General features: G+C 63.7%; 17 protein-coding genes. 7 read left to right on the top strand and 10 right to left on the bottom strand.

Annotation, left to right across the window (positions count from 1 at the left end):
* Positions 1-80: 80 nt before the first annotated feature.
* Positions 81-1,292 (bottom strand): formate-dependent phosphoribosylglycinamide formyltransferase, encoded by a 1,212-nt coding sequence (gene purT / locus ACVC5H_RS14395; protein WP_489618530.1) that lies wholly within the window; start codon positions 1,290-1,292, stop codon positions 81-83.
* A 373-nt stretch (positions 1,293-1,665) separates the two neighbouring features.
* Between purT and ACVC5H_RS14390 the strand changes: the two genes are divergently transcribed.
* Positions 1,666-1,920, top strand: coding sequence for a FitA-like ribbon-helix-helix domain-containing protein (locus ACVC5H_RS14390; RefSeq protein ID WP_489618529.1), 255 nt, complete (start codon positions 1,666-1,668; stop codon positions 1,918-1,920).
* Positions 1,917-2,333: a type II toxin-antitoxin system VapC family toxin gene (locus ACVC5H_RS14385; RefSeq protein ID WP_489618528.1), complete on the top strand. Its 417-nt coding sequence runs from the start codon at positions 1,917-1,919 to the stop codon at positions 2,331-2,333. The genes ACVC5H_RS14390 and ACVC5H_RS14385 overlap by 4 nt, the downstream gene beginning before the upstream one ends.
* 13 nt (positions 2,334-2,346) lie before the next feature.
* Here the strand turns inward: ACVC5H_RS14385 and ACVC5H_RS14380 are convergent, their stop codons facing one another.
* The 3 genes from ACVC5H_RS14380 to ACVC5H_RS14370 are packed head-to-tail and all read right to left on the bottom strand — an operon-like array spanning position 2,347 to position 5,351.
* Positions 2,347-2,652 (bottom strand): AtuA-related protein, encoded by a 306-nt coding sequence (locus tag ACVC5H_RS14380; protein ID WP_489618527.1) that lies wholly within the window; start codon positions 2,650-2,652, stop codon positions 2,347-2,349.
* A gap of 1 nt (position 2,653) precedes the next feature.
* Positions 2,654-4,009: an acyclic terpene utilization AtuA family protein gene (locus ACVC5H_RS14375; protein ID WP_489618526.1), complete on the bottom strand. Its 1,356-nt coding sequence runs from the start codon at positions 4,007-4,009 to the stop codon at positions 2,654-2,656.
* A gap of 40 nt (positions 4,010-4,049) precedes the next feature.
* A complete protein-coding gene (locus tag ACVC5H_RS14370) occupies positions 4,050-5,351 on the bottom strand; it encodes a CitMHS family transporter (protein ID WP_489618525.1) in 1,302 nt (433 codons plus the stop codon).
* Positions 5,352-5,572: 221 nt separating this feature from the next.
* Between ACVC5H_RS14370 and ACVC5H_RS14365 the strand changes: the two genes are divergently transcribed.
* Complete coding sequence (locus tag ACVC5H_RS14365) at positions 5,573-6,511, top strand: LysR family transcriptional regulator (protein WP_489618524.1); 939 nt, start codon at positions 5,573-5,575, stop codon at positions 6,509-6,511.
* A gap of 157 nt (positions 6,512-6,668) precedes the next feature.
* On the opposite strand, the gene ACVC5H_RS14360 is transcribed toward ACVC5H_RS14365, so the two are convergent.
* A complete protein-coding gene (locus ACVC5H_RS14360; protein WP_489618523.1) occupies positions 6,669-8,330 on the bottom strand; it encodes an MFS transporter in 1,662 nt (553 codons plus the stop codon).
* A 122-nt stretch (positions 8,331-8,452) separates the two neighbouring features.
* On the opposite strand from ACVC5H_RS14360, the gene ACVC5H_RS14355 reads away from it, so the two are divergent.
* A complete protein-coding gene (locus tag ACVC5H_RS14355) occupies positions 8,453-8,764 on the top strand; it encodes a hypothetical protein (RefSeq protein WP_489618522.1) in 312 nt (103 codons plus the stop codon).
* Between the two features lie 118 nt (positions 8,765-8,882).
* Here the strand turns inward: ACVC5H_RS14355 and ACVC5H_RS14350 are convergent, their stop codons facing one another.
* The 4 genes from ACVC5H_RS14350 to ACVC5H_RS14335 all read right to left on the bottom strand — a co-directional run bounded on the left by ACVC5H_RS14350 (position 8,883) and on the right by ACVC5H_RS14335 (position 14,304).
* Positions 8,883-10,085, bottom strand: coding sequence for a TIGR03364 family FAD-dependent oxidoreductase (locus ACVC5H_RS14350; protein WP_489618521.1), 1,203 nt, complete (start codon positions 10,083-10,085; stop codon positions 8,883-8,885).
* 256 nt (positions 10,086-10,341) lie between these two features.
* Complete coding sequence (locus tag ACVC5H_RS14345) at positions 10,342-11,373, bottom strand: putative 2-aminoethylphosphonate ABC transporter substrate-binding protein (protein WP_489618520.1); 1,032 nt, start codon at positions 11,371-11,373, stop codon at positions 10,342-10,344.
* Between the two features lie 81 nt (positions 11,374-11,454).
* On the bottom strand, positions 11,455-13,203 hold the full coding sequence (locus ACVC5H_RS14340; protein ID WP_489618519.1) for a putative 2-aminoethylphosphonate ABC transporter permease subunit: 1,749 nt from the start codon (positions 13,201-13,203) through the stop codon (positions 11,455-11,457).
* A 12-nt stretch (positions 13,204-13,215) separates the two neighbouring features.
* Complete coding sequence (locus tag ACVC5H_RS14335) at positions 13,216-14,304, bottom strand: putative 2-aminoethylphosphonate ABC transporter ATP-binding protein (protein ID WP_489622700.1); 1,089 nt, start codon at positions 14,302-14,304, stop codon at positions 13,216-13,218.
* 369 nt (positions 14,305-14,673) lie between these two features.
* Here ACVC5H_RS14335 and ACVC5H_RS14330 point away from each other — a divergent pair, with 369 nt between their 5' ends.
* The 3 genes from ACVC5H_RS14330 (at position 14,674) to ACVC5H_RS14320 (ending at position 18,473) form a co-directional block, all read left to right on the top strand.
* Positions 14,674-15,162 (top strand): TonB C-terminal domain-containing protein, encoded by a 489-nt coding sequence (locus ACVC5H_RS14330; protein ID WP_489622699.1) that lies wholly within the window; start codon positions 14,674-14,676, stop codon positions 15,160-15,162.
* Positions 15,163-15,376: 214 nt separating this feature from the next.
* On the top strand, positions 15,377-17,296 hold the full coding sequence (locus ACVC5H_RS14325; RefSeq protein ID WP_489618518.1) for a SurA N-terminal domain-containing protein: 1,920 nt from the start codon (positions 15,377-15,379) through the stop codon (positions 17,294-17,296).
* Between the two features lie 457 nt (positions 17,297-17,753).
* On the top strand, positions 17,754-18,473 hold the full coding sequence (locus ACVC5H_RS14320; RefSeq protein ID WP_489618517.1) for a glutamine amidotransferase: 720 nt from the start codon (positions 17,754-17,756) through the stop codon (positions 18,471-18,473).
* Positions 18,474-18,547: 74 nt separating this feature from the next.
* Here the strand turns inward: ACVC5H_RS14320 and ACVC5H_RS14315 are convergent, their stop codons facing one another.
* Positions 18,548-19,132 (bottom strand): arylesterase, encoded by a 585-nt coding sequence (locus ACVC5H_RS14315; protein ID WP_489622698.1) that lies wholly within the window; start codon positions 19,130-19,132, stop codon positions 18,548-18,550.
* Between the last annotated feature and the right edge of the window lie 54 nt (positions 19,133-19,186).

Genomic DNA, 19,186 nt, shown 5'->3' with positions numbered 1-19,186 from the left:
GCGATGATCGGCGCACCCAAAACAAAACGGGCCCCGATCTGCATCGGAGCCCGTTTCACGGCGCGAGAATCAGCGCAAGCTCATTGCGGAATCACCGGCTTGACCTTGGCAGCCGCCTGCTTGGCGCGGATGCGTGCGGTTTCCACGCTGTCGCCGGAGGCCAGGGCCACGCCCATGCGGCGGCGGGCGAAGGATTCCGGCTTGCCGAACAGGCGGATGTCGGCGCCAGGGATGCGCAGCGCATCGGCCACGCCGTCAAAGGCGATACCACGGGCGTCGTGCTGGCCGTAGATCACGGCCGAGGCGCCGGGGTTCTTCAAAGCGGTATTGACGGGCAGGCCGAGGATGGCCTTGGCGTGCAGTTCGAATTCGCTCTGCACCTGGCTGACCATGGTGACCATGCCGGTGTCATGCGGACGCGGGCTGACTTCGGAGAACCAGACCATATCGCCCTTGACGAACAGTTCCACGCCGAACAGGCCCAGGCCGCCCAGGTTCTCGGTGACCTTGCGGGCGATGTCGCGGGCCTTTTCCAGGGCCGCGTTGGGCATCGGATGGGGTTGCCACGATTCGACGTAATCGCCCTTGACCTGCACGTGACCAATGGGGTCGCAGAAGCTGGTGATGGTGTCGCCGTTTTCGTTCAACGAACGCACCGTCAGCAGGGTAATTTCATAGTCGAAGTCGATGAAGCCTTCCACGATCACGCGGCCGGCATCGACACGGCCGCCGGCGGCAGCGTAATTCCAGGCGGCTTCGATTTCTTCAGGACCATCGATCTTGGACTGGCCCTTGCCGGAGGACGACATCACCGGCTTGATCACGCAGGGGAAACCGATCTGGTCGATGGCGGCCTTGAGTTCTTCCAGGCTGTCGGCGAAGCGGTAGGGCGAGGTCGCCAGGCCCAGGGTTTCACCGGCCAGGCGGCGGATGCCTTCGCGGTTCATGGTCAGCCAGGCGGCGCGCGCGGTGGGGATCACGCGGGCGCGGCCGGCTTCTTCCAGCTTGACCAGGGTTTCGGTGGCGATGGCCTCGATCTCGGGAACGATCAGGTCGGGCTGCTCCTGCTCGATTAGCGCAGCCAGGGCAGCACCATCGGTCATGTTGATGACGTGGGCGCGATGGGCTACCTGCTGGCCGGGTGCGTTCTCATAGCGGTCAACGGCAATGACTTCCACGCCCAGGCGTTGCAGGGCAATGATGACTTCCTTGCCGAGTTCGCCGGAACCCAGCAGCATGACTTTGGTGGCGGACGGGGACAGCGGAGTGCCGAGTCGGGTTGGTTTTTTCATATCGGAGGGGGATGTGTCAGCGGGGGGACGCTGATGCAGTGCGAAAATCAATCACGGGCGGACGATACCAAATCTTGCACAGTTTGGACAGTCGCAATGTACGTAGTTTCACCGTGAAGAATTGGCTAAAAATTGCCTATTTTTCCGTGGGGCAATGAATTGTCGCTGTCGCGCCTCCTTGTATCGAATAATGTCGGTCTTTCTTCGTTTTATTGCCGCGAATGGCCGTCTAAGCAGCAATCTCCTGTCGAATGAGAACTTTTGGCGGGTGATGCGTGTGACGCCTGCAACACCGGCGGAACATTTTCGATGGAAAGGAGAGCTTCAAATGACTAGAATGAATGCACTGATATCACTTCGGAGTAATGCTGTCATGGCTACGTTGACCGTCCGCAATCTTCCTGATGAAGTCCACCGTGCCTTGCGCGTGCGCGCCGCCCAGCATGGACGCAGTACCGAGGCAGAAATCCGCGAGATCCTGACCATGGCGGTCCAGCCTGCCGGCCAGTTGCGTCTCGGGGATGCCCTGGCCGCAATGAATCGCGAGCTTGGCCTCACCAATGAAGATGTCGAGGCGCTGGAGCAGATGCGTGAGCGGAGTCCTGCACAGCCGATGAGGTTCGAATGATCGTGCTCGATACCAACGTCGTCTCCGAAGCCATGAAGCCCGACATGCATCCCGGCGTACGCACCTGGCTCAATGCGCAGGTCGCCGATACGCTCTACCTCACCAGCATCACGGTGGCCGAAATGGGATTCGGGATTGCCAGCCTTCCTGCCGGTCGCCGCCAGGATTTGCTGGCCCGCCGTGTGGAAGGCATCCTGCGCATGTTCAAGGACCGGATTCTGCCATTCGATACCGATGCAGCGCGCTGCCATGCCGAGCTGGCGGTCAAGGCCCGGCGCGCTGGCCGGGGTTTCCCCACTCCTGACGGCTATATCGCCGCCATCGCCGTGTCGTGCGGGTTCATGGTGGCTTCCCGTGACGTGTCGCCCTATGCTGCAGCCCACGTGCCGGTCATCAATCCTTGGGAAAACTGAAGCGATCTGCTTTTCAGGTTTCCAATTCCATCTGCAGCATCACTCCCGACAGCGCCTTCCCATGCGCATCCAGCGCCAGTGAGCGGGTCACGCCGCCGCCCAGCGCGCGCTGCATCACGAAGTTGAATGCACCCAGGTGGGGCAGGGCATGGCGCACTACTTCCCCATGCACCACGCCGGCAAAATGCGCACGCACGCGCTCGGCCGTCAAGGTACGTTCCAGCAGGGCATAGTCTTCCTGGCGATAGACGATCACCGAGATGTTGGAAATGTCGCCCTTGTCGCCGGCGCGTGAATGGGCAATGTCTCTGAGCAGCATCTCAGGCCTCCTCGATGAATACGGACGGCTGCACCAGCGTGCGCGGCAGCAGCAGCGACAGCACGGCGATGACTTCGCGGGCCGACTTGGTGGCGCCGCCGCCACCGGCCGGACCATTGGTATAAAGCGTTTCGACTTCGTTGCCGATGCGTACCGCTTCCTTCATGCTGGCCGTGCGGCCGGTGACGCGCAGGCGTACTTCCTGCGGCTCCGGTACGGCAGCGGACATTTGCGCGCCGGCGATGGCGTTGATGCCGATCAGGTCCACGCGCAGTTCTTCGGTGGCCACGCCTGTGAGCGCCAGCCGTTCGCGCACGATTTCTCCAGCCAGTTGCGCACGCGCCTGGGCGCCGGGGCCGGCATAGGAGATCTGGCCTTCGCCGATGAAGCTGTCACGATAGCCCAGCGTGGTTTTCAGCGTCTGCGGGCGGGCGCGGCCGCGGCCGCCGGTAATGGCCACGCGGTCCGGTCCCACTTCCTTGATCTGTACCTGGGAAAAATCGGCGATCACATCTGGCGTGAGGTAAGCGCTCGGATCATGGATTTCGTAGAGCAGTTGTTCCTTGCAGGTACGCGCCGTGACCTGGCCGCCCGAGCCGGCGACCTTGGTGATGACCGCGCTGCCATCGGCTTTCACCTCGCCGATGGGAAAGCCCAGCCGTGCCAGTCCGGCCACATCCTTCTTGCCCGGATCGGCAAAGTAGCCGCCAGTGATCTGGCCGGCGCATTCCAGCAGATGGCCGATGAGCGTGCCCTGGCCGAGCTTGTCCCAGTCGTCGGCAGCCCAGCCGAACTCGTGGACCAGCGGCGCCAGCACCAGCGCCGGATCAGCCACGCGGCCCGTGACGATGACCTGGGCGCCGGCTTGCAGCGCCTCGACGATGGGAGCAATCCCCAGATAGGCATTGGCCGAAATCAGGCGCGCACCCAAGGACGCGACCGGCTGGCCATTGTCCTCGATATGCCATTGGCCTTGCTGTACCGCCTCCAGCACATCATCACCGACCACGGCCGCCACCTTCAGTCCGGCCAGCCCCAGTTCGCGCGCGATCTCGCGGATGCGTCGGGCCGCTGCCAGCGGATTGGCTGCGCCCATGTTGGTGATGATGCGGATGCCTTGGTCGGCGCAGGTCTTCAGTACCGCCTGCATGCGCTCGACCAGCAGGGGATCGTAGCCCTTGGCAGGGTCTGCCAGGCGGGCTTGCTGGCCGATGGCGATGGTGCGTTCGGCCAGGCATTCGAAGATCAGGTAATCCAGCTGCCCGTGCTCGGCCAGTTCGGCAGCCGGTTCGATGCGGTCGCCCGAATAGCCGGCACCAGCGCCGATGCGCACGCTGCGCTGTGGGTCATGGGTCATGCGCTTCTCCAAAACAGGTTGCTCTTGCCTGCAGTCCCGCTCAGAACAGCGGGAACAGCCCCAGTACCACGCAGGCGATGGTCATCACCACGGAGGCACCGAAGAGGAAGGGAATGGTGTATTTCTGATGATCCGCCAGTTCGATGCCGGCCAGGCCGCAGACCAGGAAGGTGGCGGGCGTCAAGGGACTGACCGGGAAGCCCGTGGTCATCTGGCCGAGTAGTGCCGCCTGCGCCACCTGCAGCGTCGGCACGCCCAGCATGTGGCTGACCTCGGCAATTACCGGCAGTACGCCGAAGTAGAAGGAATCCGGATCGAACAGCAGCGACAGCGGCATCGACAGCAACCCCAGCACCACCGGGATATGCCCGGCCATCTCCGGTGGCACGAAGCCCACGGCCGTCTTGGCCATGGCCGAGAGCATGCCGGATTTGCTCATGATGCCGGTGAACACGCCCGCCGCAAAGAGGATGCTGGCCATCAGCAGGGCCGCCTTGGCGTGCGCATCGATACGCTCGCGCTGCATGGTCACGTCGCGGTAATTGATCATCAGCGCCAGCACCACGCCGATCATGAACATCACCACCGGATCGACCTTGCCGCTGATCATCACGCCCAGCACGAAGACCGTCAGCACAATGTTGGCCCAGAAATTCTGCGGGCGGCGGATTTTCAGTTGCGCCTCGCTCAGTTCATGCTGCTGCACGAAATCGACAGTCGATCCCTTGCCCAGGCCCAAGCGGCGCTCTTCCTTCAGGCCCAGCAGATAGGAGGCGATGAAGACGAAGGCCAGGCCCACCAGTTGCACCGGCACCAGCGGCGTAAAGATGTCCGAGACCGGGATGTGCAGCGCCGCCGAGGCGCGGATCATCGGCCCGGTCCACGGCAGGAAATTCACGCCCGCCGCCATCGAGGCCACGCAGGCCAGGATGCGCTTGTCGATGCCCAGGCGCGTGTACAGCGGCAGCATGGCGGGGATGGTGATGAGGAAGGTCACCGCGCCCGAACCATCGAGGTGGATCAGCAGCGCCAGCAGGGCGGTACCGGGCACGATACGGGTGGGGCGGCTGCCCACGGTCTTGAGGATGCGGCTGATGATCGGGTCCAGCATGCCGGCGTCGGTGACGATGCCGAAGAACAGGATGGCAAAGACGAACATGCCCGCCACCGGCGCGATGGCGGTGACGCCCTGGACGATGAACTTGGAGGTCTGCAAGCCGAAGCCGCCGACCAGGGCGGCGATGATGGGGATGGCGATCAGTGCCACCAGCGGCGACATCTTCTTGGTGAGGATGGCCGTGAACAAGGATACGATCGTGACAAAGCCGAGCAGGGCTAACATGCGTGTCTCCGTTTTATTGGTGTGATGTTCTTGTCGTGTCATCCCATCCGGCGCCCGCTTGTTCTTGTGATTCAGTGGCGGTACCTGGTGCGGTACCGGGGCGGCGGGATGAGTGCAGGGCGAGTGTAGGTGGCGGCCGATTTTGTTGTAAAGTCGCTTTTTTCGATGGATTGAGCGGCTTTTCCGCATAATCCATTGCGCTCTCATTTGCCGCCCACGCCATGCATGCCAATCTCTCCACCCGCCTGCTGCAAGCCTTCCTGGCCCTGGCCGATTGCCGCCATTTCGGCCACGCGGCCGAGCGCTGCCATGTCTCGCAGTCCGCCTTCAGCGCCATGATCCAGAAGCTGGAAAGCGCCACCGGCGCACGCCTGTTCGAGCGGGATACGCGCAACGTGAGCCTGACGCCCGAAGGTGAAGTCTTCGTCCAGGTAGCGCGCCAGCTGGTCTCTGACATGCAAGCGGCATTGGCGGACATGAACGATTACGTCGCGCGGCGCAAGGGCAGGGTGGCCATTGCGGCCTTGCCCTCGCTGGCGGCGGGCTGGCTGCCACCGGTGCTGTCGCAGTACCGGCAGCGTCATCCAGGGGTAAAGGTGGAGCTGTTCGATGCCATCTCGGATCAATGCCTGGCCTTGCTGCGTCAGGGCAAGGCTGATATCGCCCTGACGGCACCGGGGCCGGATCTGCTGGAGTTCACGACCCAGCCGCTGTGCGCCGACCCCTTCTATCTGGTCTGCCGCAAGGACCATCCGCTGGCTACCAAGCGCCGCATCAAGGTGGCGCAGCTGGCCGGATGCGAGATGATCCACCTGGCGCGTTCCACCAGCGTGCGCCAGCATCTGGAGGCGATGCTGCGGCCAGGTGGCGTGATCCATACCGGGCTGGAAGTGGAGCACCTGGCGACGTTGGCCGCCTTGATCGAAAGCGGCCTGGGCGTGAGCGTGGTGCCGGAACTGACGCTGTTCCAGTTCCGCCTGCCCGGCTTGGTGGCTATTCCCATGGATGCGCCCGCACTGGTGCGCCCCTTGCTGATCGTCACGCCCAAGGAGCGCAGCCTCTCCATTGCCGCGCAAGGCTTGCTGGAGCTGGTCCAGGCCAAGGCCAGTGCCGAGGCGGCCGCACCCGGGCGGCGCAGCCGCAAGCCGCTGGGCGCCTAGGGGCGCTGCATGCCTGGTCCGCCAGGGCAGGCCTTTTCTCTTTTTTGCTGCATGAAAAAAGACCGGGCGCAATCAGGATTGCGCCCGGTCCGGGAGAGTGTTGCTTCTCGCCGTCCTGCCACGTCAGCGGGACGGCGAGGCGTTCACACGTATGGCCTTACTGGTGAATGTTGTTGTGCACGGTTTCCTTCACGAACAGCAGACCGATCACCACGGTGATGACCGAGATCACGATCGGATACCACAGGCCGTAGTAGATGTCGCCCTGATAGGCCACCAGCGCGAAGGAGGTGGTGGGCAGCAGGCCGCCGAACCAGCCGTTGCCGATGTGGTACGGCATGGACATGGAAGTGTAGCGGATGCGGGTCGGGAACATTTCGACCAGGCAGGCGGCGATCGGGCCGTAGACCATGGTCACGTAGATCACCAGGATGAACAGCAGCAGCAGGACCATGGGCTTGTTGATCTGCTCAGGATCAGCCTTGGCCGGGTAGCCGGCCGCCTTGATGTCGTCGGCCAGGGCCTTGGACAGTTCCTTGTCCTTGGCGGCAGCGTCGTCCTTGGACAGGCCGGCAGCGTCATAGGAGGTGATGATGCGCTCGCCGATCTTGACGGTGGCCACCGAACCCGGTGCACCGGCCACGTTCTGGTAGTTCACCGAGGCAGCCGACAGCTTGGCCTTCACGATGTCGCAGGACGAGGTGAACTTCTTGGTGCCAGTCGGGTTGAACTGGAACTGGCAGCTGGCCGGGTCGGCGGTGACGATCACCGGGGACTTTTGCAGAGCCGCTTCCAGGGCCGGGTTGGCGAAGTGGGTCAGGCCGTTGAAGATCGGGAAGTAGGTCACGGCCGCGATCAGGCAGCCACCCAGGATGATGGGCTTGCGGCCGATCTTGTCCGACAGCGAACCGAAGAACAGGAAGAAGGGCGTCGCCAGCAGCAGGGCGGCTGCGATCAGCAGGTTGGCAGTCGGGCCATCCACCTTCAGGGTCTGGGTCAGGAAGAACAGGGCGTAGAACTGGCCGGTGTACCACACCACGGCCTGGCCTGCGGTCAGGCCGATCAGCGCCAGGATGACCAGCTTGAGGTTCTTCCACTGGCCGAAGGCTTCGGTCAGGGGCGCCTTGGAGGTCTTGCCTTCAGCCTTCATCTTCAGGAAGGCCGGCGACTCGTTCATGGACATGCGAATCCACACCGAGACAGCCAAGAGCAGGATGGAGACCAGGAAGGGAATGCGCCAGCCCCAGTCGGCAAACGCGGCTTCACCCACCGAGGTGCGCACGCCCAGGATCACCAGCAGCGACAGGAACAGGCCCATCGTGGCAGTGGTCTGGATCCACGCGGTGAAGGCGCCGCGGCGGCCTTCCGGTGCGTGCTCGGCCACGTAGGTGGCCGCACCGCCGTATTCACCGCCCAGCGCCAGGCCCTGCAGGATGCGCAGGATGATCAGGATGATCGGGGCGGTGATGCCGATGGAGTTGTAGTTGGGCAGCACGCCGACGATGAAGGTCGAGGCACCCATGATCAGGATGGTCACCAGGAAGGTGTACTTGCGGCCTACCAGGTCACCCAGGCGGCCGAACACCAGCGCACCGAAGGGGCGCACGATGAAGCCGGCAGCAAAGGCCAGCAGGGCGAAGATGAAAGCGGTATTGGGGTCGGTGCCGGCAAAGAACTGCTTGGCGATGATGGCGGCCAGCGAGCCGTACAGGTAGAAGTCATACCATTCGAAAACGGTGCCTAGCGAGGAGGCGAAGATGACTTTCTTCTCCTCCTTTGTGATGCCGCGCGTCGTCGTATTGACGGATGCTGTGGTCATGTTTGTCTCCTTGGTTTTAATGAATATGTGCTACTGCATGGAATGCAACCAGGTACTCGGGGCAACAATGCGACAGATGGCCGAATGGGGCGTTATGCAAGAACGCACCGGGAGAGCAGAGCATGAAGAATCTGAAGAATCGACACCGTTGGCTTCCCCGTCTGACACAAACCGCGATATTGGCTTCGCATTGCTTGCGTAAGGACCCACTTGTCCATGCGGCGAGTGTGCGACGCCAAGCTTACGCAGGACTTGCTCCAAACTTACACAAGCTTACAGCGCGGCAAGCCTGTTTCCGGTTGCGGCGCAGCAGGGAAAGCCGCTACGGCCAAGGCTTCTCGGGCGGTTGGGGGATATTGCGGCGCAGCGACGGCTCGCCGCTGGAAAAAGCTGCCAAAAGAAATTTTCTGTCAGAAATAAACACAGACAAGTGAAGCATCTTGCCAAACATGCGGCTTGGCGGGATGCACCCTTGGCCGCAAGGGCAGGCGGGACGGGAGGGTAGAGAGTGGTACGGCAGCACTTGCCGCCGTACCGGGGAGAACGGGCCAATCAGGCCAGGGCAGTCGCCGGGGTCGGCTGTGTGGTCGGCGTGGGCAGGCTGTCGCCCTCCAGCAGGGCCTTCACCACACGCTCACCGAGTCCCAGGCCGACGCTCATGCCGATGCCGGTATGCATCAGCACCACCGAGGTGTGGTCGTCGATGGCCAGGGCCGAGAACGGGCCCGGTCCCTTGCTGCCATAGACACCTTGCCAGCGCTCGACCACCTGCACGCGCGTGGCCAGGGTGTGCTCGGTCAGGCCCAGCAGCAGTTCATCGATTTCTTCGCTGTTGAAGGGTGGCGAATCGGTGCCGTAGTGGTGCGAATCGCCGACGATGAGCTCCTGATACGGCGTCGGGCTGACCAGCAGGTGGATGCCGTGCTTGTTCAGCAGGGGGGCATTGGCCTCGATGTCGGCATGCACCGCGCGGGCGGTCGGCAAGTCCGAGAAGGCCCCATAGTGGGTGCAGGACAGGCCGGTCAGTACCGCATGGGTCAGCGGCAGCGGCTCCTCGGTCTTCAGGCGCAACATCTGCAGGCGGCACTGCTTCAGGTTCATCGGCTGCAGGCGGTCGGCAAAGAGGGTCAGGTAATCGTGACCCGAGCAGACCACCACGCGCTCGGCGCGGAATTCCCCGGCGGTGGTCGAGAGGCGTCCGTCGGCGGTGCCATGCACCAGCGTGTTGAAGCGGAAATGCACGCCCTGCGAATGCAGATAGGCCACCAGCGCCGGCATGGCTTCGCGCGAATACAGCTGCAGGTCTTCGGTGCCGTGCAGGGCCGAGCGGTGATGGCGGAAGCGGCCGCTGTAGAGGGCGTTGAGCTTCTCGCCTTCCAGCAGCGAGGCGCGGTAATCGTACTGGCGTGCGCGCACGGTCATGAATTCCAGCAGCACGTCGTGCTCGGCCTGGCTGCGGGCAAACAGCAGGGTGCCGGCTTCGCGGGCGCTGAAGTGGGCGCGGGCGGCCAGATGCAGCCAGATGGCACGGCTTTCGCGGGCCAGGTCGAGCATGATGCCGGGCGGCTGGCCGGTCACCAGGCCCATGCCGAAGTTGCGCACGGAAGCGCCCAGCGGCGTGCCGGTGCGTTCGAAGACGGCCACCTTGAGGCCGCGCTTGACGGCGGCGTAGGCGTGGGCCAGGCCGAGGATGCCCGAGCCGACCACGGCCAGGTCGAAGTGTTGCGGATCGTGTTCTGAGAGGGAATTGGTCATGGGAGATTGCTCCATCGGAGTCAGTTGCGAGATGTCGTGTTGCCTGTTGTGCTGGGACACTCTGGCGGCGTCCTGCGATCCTCTCTGTGCGCTGTCGCAGGCTGGGCTGCGACAGCTTTCAGCTCTGCCAAGCTGTTGTCTCCCGACTACCGTTCGTCCTGAGTAGGCCCGCCTACGGTGATCCTTCGATACGCGGCTACGCCGCTACTCAGGCCGAACGGTATCAGGTGGCGTTTCCTGACAGCCTCGATGCGATTTACTGCTTCTTCTCGGACTTGCTTTCGTAACGCTTGCTCCACTCGGTCAGGATGCGGTCACGCTGGGTGCTGGCCCAGGTGAAGTCGTTCTTGATCAGGCGCTTTTCATAGTCGGCCGGCAGCAGTTCATCCGGCTTGGCCACGCCAGGAATGGCGACCACGGCGAAGTTCTTTTCATACAGGGCCATGGCTTCCTTGCTGGCGGAGAAATCGGCCAGCTTCTTGGCGGCTTCCAGGTTCTTGGTGCCCTTGACGATGGCGGTGGCTTCGATGTCCCAGCCCAGGCCCTCCGACGGCAGGATCACGTCGATGGGGGCGCCTTCCTTCTTGGTCTTCACGGCGCGGTATTCGAAGGCGATGCCGATGGGGAATTCACCGGTCGCAGCCTGCTTGCAGGGCTTGGAGCCCGAGTGGGTGTACTGGCCGATGTTCTTGTGCAGGGCGTCCATGTAGGCCCAGCCTTTTTCTTCACCCATCATCTGCAGCCAGGCCGACACGTCCAGGTAGCCGGTGCCCGAAGAAGCCGGATTGGGCATGACGATCTTGCCGGCGTAGACCGGCTTGGTCAGGTCAGCCCAGGAAGTCGGCTTGGGCAGGCCCTGCTTTTGCGCTTCCACGGTGTTGAAGCAGATCGCCGAAGCCCACACGTCCATGCCGACCCAGGCTGGCGGATTGGCGGCGCTGCGGTACTTGGCATCGATGGCCGAGAGGCCATGCGGAGCGTAGGGCGTCAACATGCCTTCCTTGTCCAGCAGGGCCAGGCTGGTGGCGGCCAGGCCCCAGATCACGTCAGCCTGCGGATTGGCCTTTTCGGCCAGCAGCTTGGCGGTGACGATGCCGGTGGAGTCGCGCACCCACTTGATCTCGATGTCCGGATTGGCCTTCTGGAACGCGGCCTGGTAAGCCTTGATCTGGTCGGCTTCGAGGGCGGTGTAGACGGTCAGCGTGGTGGCAGCGTGGGCCTGGGCCGAGAACAGCATGCCGGCGCCGATCACCGATGCGAACAGGGAAAACAGCTTGGTTTTTTTCATGATGGCCTTCGTCTGTGAATGGCTGGGTTGAAAACGCGTCGAGGACGCAAGGTGAAGAAATCGTGGGTTTGCCGGCCGGGCTCAGTGCGCGCGTCCCCGGCGCCAGGCCTGGGCGCGCGCCAGCCAGCGGCTGCCGGCCAGGTGCATGAGCAGCGAGGCGGCGGCCGAGGTCAGCAGGATCAGCGTGGACATGGCCGCCGCCGGGCCGACGTCGCCGGCATCATCCATGTTCAGCACCGCCACCGAGGCCAGCACGGTGTCAGGGCGATACAGGAAGATCACCGCCGACACCGTGGTCATCGAGGACACGAACAGGTAGCGGAAGATCTCCAGCATCTGCGGCAGGCACAGCGGCACGGTCACGCGCAGGAAGGTCTTGAGCAGCGGCACCTTCAGGGACAACGATGCGGCTTCGAATTCGGGGTCGAGTTGCTTCAAGGCGGTGACGGCCGTCAGGTGGGCGGTGGTGTAGAAGTGCACGATGGAGCAGAGCACCAGCAGCGTCATCGTCCCGTAGAGGAAATTGAAAGGATTGGCCGGATGATTGAAGAACAGCAGGCTGCCCAGGCCCAGCACCAGGCCGGGCACGGCCATCGGCAGGAAGCACAGCATGCGCAGCAGGGTCGAGAGCCAGGCCTGGCCGCGCGTCTTTTCCATCAGCCAGGCGCCGGTGAAGATGACCAGGGTCCCGGCTACGCTGGTGCCGCAGGCCAGTTTCAGGCTGTTCCAGTAGGCCAGCCAGCCGCCGCCGTCCATGTTGTCGAAGTCGTAGTGCTGCCAGGTCAGCTGCAGGTTGTAGGGCCACAGTTTGACCACCGAAGCGCCCATGGCGACCACGATCATCATCAGGATGGCGGCAGCGATCAAGGCCACCGCCAGCAGGTTCACCCCATCGCGGCGCCAGTCGGGACGGGGCACGTAGGCTTCCGAGCGGCTGCTCATGGTGGCGCGCTGGCGGCGTTGCAGCCAGGCGTCCAGGGCGAAGGTCAACAGGGCCGGCACCAGCAGCAGCAAGCCGATCAGCGCACCGCGTCCAAACTGCTGCTGCCCGACCACGGCCTTGTAGGCTTCCACCGCCAGCACGCTATAGGCGCCGCCGGTAATCTTGGGCACGCCGAAATCGGTGATGGTGAGCGTGAAGACCAGGCACAGCGCACCAAAGATGCCGTAGCGCGTGGCCGGCAAGGTGACGGTGGTGAAGATGCGCCAGCGCGAGGCACCCATGGCATGGGCGGCATCGTACAGGCGGCCATCGGCTTGTGACAGCGCCGACAGCAGGATCATCATGGCATGCGGGAAAGTGTAGAACACTTCACCCAGCAGGATGCCCCAGAAGCCGTAGATGCTGCCATCCATCCATTCCTTGAACAGCCCCTGGTTGCCGAACAGGTAGATCAGCGCGATGCCCGGCAGCAGCGACGGCGCCAGGAGTGGCAGCAGGCCGATGCCGCGCCACAGGCCCTTGAAGGGAATGCAGGTGCGCTGCAGGGCATAGGCAAACACATAGGCCAGCGGCACGGTGACCACGGCGGTCACGGCCGAGACCCACAGGCTGCGCCCCAGCATGGGCAGGAAGTTGATGTTGGCGAAGAGCGTGACGAAGGGCTGGCTGCCAGCCCAGTTGCCTTCGGGTGTCAGTACCGCCTGCGCCAGGATGAAGGCCAGCGGCCCGCCCAGGCCCAGCAGCAACAGCGCCAGCAGCAGCCATTTGAGCGCGCCCGGCAGGCACTGGTGAAGGCTTGCGAGGTGCTGGCTGGGCGGTGTCGTGCTTGGCAGGGGCTGGTCCAGGGCCATGGCGGGCGGGGTGGGCAGGGAAGATTGCGTCGTCATGGGCACGGTGCCTCAGGCAAAGACCTGCAGGGCCTGGCGCGGCAGGGCGACCCACAGCCCATCCTGGGCGGGCAGGGCCGCCAGGCGGCCGTGCGACTCGCTGCTCACATCGGCCAGCAGGGTCTGGCCGGGCAGGGCATCGGCCGACAAGGCGAGGCGGTAGCGGTTGCCGAGATAGATTTGATCGACCACCCGCGCCTGGAATCGGTTGGCGCAGGTGTCGGTGGCGAACAGTTCGACTGCTTCCGGCCGGCAGAACAGGCGGCCGGTCTGCAGTTCGGCTTCTTCGGGTTGCACTTCCAGGCGCAATCCACCCACGGTGACCTGGGAGCCGGAGACGCGGGTGAACGGCAGCCAGTTGGCGTGGCCGATGAAGTCCGCCACGAAGGGCGTGGCCGGACGGCGGTAGATCTCGGCGGGCGTACCGAACTGTTCGATGCGGCCATGCTGCATGACGGCGATGCGGTCGGCCATGACCATGGCTTCTTCCTGGTCGTGCGTCACCATCAGGGTGGTGATGCGGAACTGTTTTTGCAGGCGGCGGATTTCCAGCTGCAGGTGTTCGCGCACCTGGGCATCCAGCGCCGAGAGCGGTTCATCGAGCAACAGCAGCGAAGGCGAGGGCGCCAGCGCGCGCGCCAGGGCCACGCGCTGCTGCTGGCCGCCGGACAACTGTCCGGGATACTTGTCCTGGCTGCCGGCCAGGCCGACCATGGTCAGCATCTCGGTCACGCGTTCCTGGCGCGCCTGGCGCTTCATGCCGCGCAAGCCGTAGGCCACGTTGTCGGCCACGCTCAGGTTGGGAAAGAGGGCGTAGGACTGGAACAGGATGCCGTAATCGCGCGATTGCGGCGGCAAATCGGAAATCTCGCGCCCGGCGGCGAAGAGCTGGCCGGCGTCCTGGCGCTCCAGCCCGGCGATGGTGCGCAGCAGGGTGGTCTTGCCACAGCCCGAGGGACCCAGCAGGCAGACCATCTCGCCCCGCTGCACGTCCAGCGACACCCGGTCCAGCGCGGTGAAGGCGCCGAAACGTTTTTCGATCCCGCGCACCGAGAGGAAACGCTCCTCGGCATGGCCATCATCAGGCGGGCAAGCCGGCATGGCGGAAGGGGCGGCGAAAGAGGGTGTCTGCATCATGTCGGAATTGTTATGGCCAGGTCGCGGTGTTGCCCAAACGCAGCGCCCATGCGGGCTTGCGCCTGACGGGGCGGTTCGAAGGCAAGCGGATGGTACGGGCCTAATATGACTGCTGGATGACACCCCCTGCTGTGATAGCGCCCCGGAATCCCTGCTATAGATTGAAGCTATGGATCGCCCTCTGTGCTCTCGCGGCGGGGGAATCCTGGCAGCGGAAAACGGTCCAAATCTGACCAAAAGCTTCATTGACGTCATTCATTGAGTGAAGCAAGATCAGTCAACTCTCAGGAGGAGAAGATGAATAAAAACGTCAAGCCGGGACGCCGGCCCGGCATGCGGCTGGCCATCTCGGGCGTGGGCGTGGCCGCCATGCTGGCCGCCTGCTCGGCCCCCGAGAGCACCCAGCAGGAGCGCGACGCCCTGGCGCGCAACCTGATCGACCAGAAGAAGACCCTGGAGGACGCCACCTCCACCGCCACCACCGTGGATGGCTACAAGGTCGACCTGGCCAAACGCATTTCGCAAGTCAATTTCACCAGCGTCTATGTGGAGCGTCCGCAGGCGCTGCTGCGTTCGGTGATCGTCATCAAGTATGTCGTCGATCGCGATGGCAACCTGGTCAAGAGCGAGATCCTGCGCAGCAACCGCGACAAGCACGCCGAAGCCAGCGCCCTGGGCAGCCTGAAATCGGCGGCGCCCTTCCCCAAGCCGCCACCGGCCTTGCTCAAGCAGGGCCGCATCGAACTGTCGGAAAGCTGGCTGTTCAACAATGACGGCCGTTTCCAGCTGCGCAGCGTGGCGCTGGCCCAGATGGACCAATAGCCGCTGGCGGCGGCGGGCAAAGGTGCCGCGCGGCATTGGCATGTGTATAATGTCGCGCGGGCACGACGGTGTGCGTCGTGTCTCTCGGGCCTGACGGGCCTGCGCCGCATCAGGGCGAACGCGAGTTCGCCTTTTTTCTTATGGGCGCACGCCAGCGGCGGTCTTCCGGCCTCGCTGTCCTTCCTTGACCAGATCGTTTATTGATTGGCTATACATGTTTGATTTCATTCGTACTCACCAGCGCCTGATGCAGTTCCTGCTGCTGTTGCTCATCTTCCCGTCGTTTGCGTTCTTCGGCCTGGAGGGTTACAGCCGCCTGACCGATGACAGCGGCGTGGCCAAGGTGGCCGGCCAGACCATCACCAAGGAAGAGTGGGACGCCGCGCATCGCCAGCAACTGGAGCGCATGCGCCAGGCATACGGCAATCAGTTCGACAGCAAGATCTTCGATAGCCCGCAGGCGCGTCGCGCCATCCTCGACAACCTGATCGCCCAGCGCGCCCTGGGTGCAGAAGTGGTGGCCAGCAAGCTGGTGGTGCCCGACCAGGCACTGCAGCAGACCATCCTGCAGATCCCCGGCCTGACCAAGCCGGACGGCAGCTTTGACAATGACCAGTACCGCGTGCTGCTGGCCGCTCAGGGCATGACCCAGAAATCCTACGAAGCCGGCCTGCGCCGCGAGATGGCCCTGCAGCAACTGAATGCGGCCATCCAGAACACCGCCTTTGCGCCCAAGACCGTGGCCGAGAACCTGTCCAGCCTGAACGACCAGGAACGCACGGTGCAGATGCTCAACTTCAAGCCGGACAGCTATGCCGCCCAGGTGAAGGTGAGCGATGACATGCTCAAGGCCTACTACGACAAGAACGGCGCCCGTTTCGAGACCCCGGAGCAGGCCGACATCGAATACGTGGTGCTGGATGCGGCCGCCGTGGCCGCCCAGGCCGTGGTCACCGACGATGACATCAAGGCCTACTACGACCAGAACCAGAAGCAGTACGCCACCGAAGAACAGCGCCGCGCCAGCCACATCCTGATCACCGTGAAGAAGGATGCCTCCGCTGCCGACAAGGCCGCCGCCAAGAGCAAGGCAGAGTCCCTGGTGGCGCAGCTGCGCAAGAATCCGGGCGACTTCGCCAAGCTGGCCAAGGCCAATTCGCAAGATCCCGTTTCGGCCGCCAATGGGGGCGACCTGGGCTACTTCACCCGGGATGCCATGGTCAAACCCTTCGCCGATGCGGCCTTCAGCCTGAAGCAGGGTGAGATCAGCGATCCGGTGGAGTCCGATTTCGGCTATCACGTCATCGAAGTGACCGGCATCAAGCCGGCGTCGGTCAAGCCGCTGGAATCGGTCAAGGCCGAGATCGGCGCCGAGATCAAGAAGCAGATCGCCGCCAAGAAGTATTCGGACATGGCCGACCAGTTCAACAACCTGGTCTATGAAAACGGCGACAGCCTCAAGGCCGTCTCCGACAAGCTCAAGCTGAAGATCCAGACCGCCTCCGGCGTGACCCGCGTCCCCAATCCGGCCGCTGGCACCGCACCCTACAACAATGCCAAGTTCCTGGCTGCGCTGTTCACCGACGACGTGATCAAGGCCAAGCACAACACCGAAGCCGTGCAGACGGCCCCCAACACCCTGGTGGCCGGCCGCATGGTCAGCTACAAGCCGGTGGCCAAGCGCCCGTTCGAGGAAGTCAAGGCTGACGTGCAGAAGGCCGTGCTGGCCGCCCAAGAGCAGTCCCTGGCAGTGAAGGCCGGCCAGGAGCGCCTGGCGCAGTTGCAAGCCAAGGATGATGCCACCGGCTTCAGCGAGCCCAAGGTGGTCTCCCGCGTGAAATCAGAGGGCTGGACCCAGGAAGCCTTCACCGCCGTCATGAAGGCCGACACCGCCAAGCTGCCGGCCTACACCGGTGCCGAAACCGCGGGCATGGGCTACCAGATCTACCGCATCACCAAGGTGGAACAGCCCAAGACCATCGATACCGCGCGCCGCAAGGCCGAGCAGGAGCAGATCACTGCCGCCCTGGCGCAGCAGGAAACCCTGGGTTACCTGGACTTCCTGCGCGAGAAGGCCAAGACCAAGCTCCTGAAGGGCGCCGCCGCCGTCAGCGCGGATGACGCCGCCAAGTGAGATGGGCAGGATGGCCCGCCGTGGGGCAGCCAGCGCACCGTGAGCGTGAATCGGAGCGCAGTGCCGCCCCAGGGTGGGGAGTTGTCGGCATGACTGCCACAATTTACTAAAAAATTTACCGAGGCCGCTTTCCCAGCGGCCTTTTTTGTTTCATCATGGACACCGGCGCTGCATTCGAGCGGGATGCACAAGGAAGCCGGCACCGGGGAATCCGCTTCATTTCTTCCATTGTCCGTTGGCGTTTCGTCAGCTTTCCACCCAGTGGGAACATGCAGTTTTCATGCTGCCGAGATGAAATTCCTGTCATCCGCACGTCATGTTGCGCCGTTTCGGAAACAAACGGCTGCCGACCTTGTTGTAGCTTTCTCCAGTCGACATTCGAAAAAGCATTGCAGGAGGGTTTTCCACGAGGAATGCCTCCGTTGCATGTTTTGCCCTGAAGACGACCACGTTTTTTATGCCTGCCCCAGTCCTGATCATCCGCACCGGAGATGCCAATCCTTCCCTCAAGACCAACTATGGTGGCTACGTCGACCAGATAGGCTGCGCCGCCGGCCTGTGCCGCACCGAGATCGAAGTGGTGACCGTCTATGAAGGCGAGCGCCCGTCCTGCCCGCGCAGTTACCGGGCGGTTTTCATCACCGGTTCACCGGCCATGGTGACGGACAAGGAAGACTGGAGCGAGCGCACCGCCGAATGGATCCGCGACGCCGCCGAACTGGATACCCCCATGTTCGGCATCTGCTACGGCCACCAGTTGCTGACCTATGCCTTCGGCGGCGAAGTCGGCTACAACCCGGCCGGCCGGGCGGCCGGCACCATGCGCGTGAGGACGCTGGAATGCTGCCGCGAGGATGAGTTGCTGGGCGTGCTGCCGGACGAATTCCCGGCCCACATGCTGCACATGCAGTCGGTGCTGCGCCCGCCCAAGGATGCCATCGTCATGGCCCGCTCGCCGATGGACCCGCACCACGTCATCAAGCACAAGCACAACGTCTATTCGACGCAGTTCCATCCCGAGTTTTCGCCCGAGTTCGTGCGTGCCCACCTGCATTACTACGCCGATATCTATCGTGGTTGCGGCATCGATGCGCAGGCGCTGTGCGAGAAGGTCAGCGAGACGCCGCAATCGGCCGGGCTGCTGCGACGCTTCCTGGAGCTGTACGCGCGGCATTGACGCACGCCCCCGATCAAGAACAAAGCCCCTGATGCCAGCCATGGCACAGGGGCTTTGTTCTTGGGCAGAAGCGCTTACTTCAACCCGACCAGTGGCTTGAGACAAGGCCAGACGTTATCCAGCAGCCTGGGCTGCGCCTGTTCCGTGGGATGGATGCGGTCGGCCTGGAACAAGGAGAGATCAGCCGCGATGCCCTCGAAGAAGAACGGCACCAGCGCCACCTTGTTGCTCCTGGCCAGGTCCTGGTACATCGCGGCGAAGCGGCGGGTGTAGTCGGGGCCATAATTGGGCGGGATCTGCATGCCCACCAGCAGGACCTTGGCCTTTTGCTGGTGCGCCAGGTCGATCATGGCTTGCAGGTTGTCCTGGCTGGTCTTGAGCGGCAGGCCGCGCAGGGCATCGTTGGCGCCCAGTTCGATCACCACGACGGCCGGCTTGTGCTGCGCCATCAGGGGCGGCAGGCGGTTGCGCCCGCCGATGGTGGTGTCGCCGCTGATGCTGGCATTGACCACCTGGTAATCCAGCTTGTTCTGCTGCAGCCGCTGCTGCAGCAGAACGGTCCAGCCGGTACCGCGCTGCAGGCCGTATTCGGCCGAGAGGCTGTCACCGAGCACGAGCAGGTTTTTTGGGGCAGAATAAGCGCTCGTCGCCGCCACCATCAGGATGACGCCCGCCAGCAGACGCAACACCGCGCCCACCAGCGCATTGCGCCT

It is taken from the genome of Herbaspirillum sp. Her3, assembly GCF_057961275.1.
Note: the sequence above shows the minus strand (reverse complement) of the source record. Positions and strands in the feature narration are given on the sequence as shown.

What these genes read in the sequence shown, in the direction of transcription:
- purT (WP_489618530.1), bottom strand. Translation starts at nt 1,292, where the DNA reads ATGAAAAAACCAACCCGACTCGGCACTCCGCTGTCCCCGTCCGCCACC.
- ACVC5H_RS14390 (WP_489618529.1), top strand. Translation starts at nt 1,666, where the DNA reads ATGGCTACGTTGACCGTCCGCAATCTTCCTGATGAAGTCCACCGTGCC.
- ACVC5H_RS14385 (WP_489618528.1), top strand. Translation starts at nt 1,917, where the DNA reads ATGATCGTGCTCGATACCAACGTCGTCTCCGAAGCCATGAAGCCCGAC.
- ACVC5H_RS14380 (WP_489618527.1), bottom strand. Translation starts at nt 2,652, where the DNA reads ATGCTGCTCAGAGACATTGCCCATTCACGCGCCGGCGACAAGGGCGAC.
- ACVC5H_RS14375 (WP_489618526.1), bottom strand. Translation starts at nt 4,009, where the DNA reads ATGACCCATGACCCACAGCGCAGCGTGCGCATCGGCGCTGGTGCCGGC.
- ACVC5H_RS14370 (WP_489618525.1), bottom strand. Translation starts at nt 5,351, where the DNA reads ATGTTAGCCCTGCTCGGCTTTGTCACGATCGTATCCTTGTTCACGGCC.
- ACVC5H_RS14365 (WP_489618524.1), top strand. Translation starts at nt 5,573, where the DNA reads ATGCATGCCAATCTCTCCACCCGCCTGCTGCAAGCCTTCCTGGCCCTG.
- ACVC5H_RS14360 (WP_489618523.1), bottom strand. Translation starts at nt 8,330, where the DNA reads ATGACCACAGCATCCGTCAATACGACGACGCGCGGCATCACAAAGGAG.
- ACVC5H_RS14355 (WP_489618522.1), top strand. Translation starts at nt 8,453, where the DNA reads ATGAAGAATCTGAAGAATCGACACCGTTGGCTTCCCCGTCTGACACAA.
- ACVC5H_RS14350 (WP_489618521.1), bottom strand. Translation starts at nt 10,085, where the DNA reads ATGACCAATTCCCTCTCAGAACACGATCCGCAACACTTCGACCTGGCC.
- ACVC5H_RS14345 (WP_489618520.1), bottom strand. Translation starts at nt 11,373, where the DNA reads ATGAAAAAAACCAAGCTGTTTTCCCTGTTCGCATCGGTGATCGGCGCC.
- ACVC5H_RS14340 (WP_489618519.1), bottom strand. Translation starts at nt 13,203, where the DNA reads ATGACGACGCAATCTTCCCTGCCCACCCCGCCCGCCATGGCCCTGGAC.
- ACVC5H_RS14335 (WP_489622700.1), bottom strand. Translation starts at nt 14,304, where the DNA reads ATGCCGGCTTGCCCGCCTGATGATGGCCATGCCGAGGAGCGTTTCCTC.
- ACVC5H_RS14330 (WP_489622699.1), top strand. Translation starts at nt 14,674, where the DNA reads ATGCGGCTGGCCATCTCGGGCGTGGGCGTGGCCGCCATGCTGGCCGCC.
- ACVC5H_RS14325 (WP_489618518.1), top strand. Translation starts at nt 15,377, where the DNA reads ATGTTTGATTTCATTCGTACTCACCAGCGCCTGATGCAGTTCCTGCTG.
- ACVC5H_RS14320 (WP_489618517.1), top strand. Translation starts at nt 17,754, where the DNA reads ATGCCTGCCCCAGTCCTGATCATCCGCACCGGAGATGCCAATCCTTCC.
- ACVC5H_RS14315 (WP_489622698.1), bottom strand. Translation starts at nt 19,132, where the DNA reads ATGGTGGCGGCGACGAGCGCTTATTCTGCCCCAAAAAACCTGCTCGTG.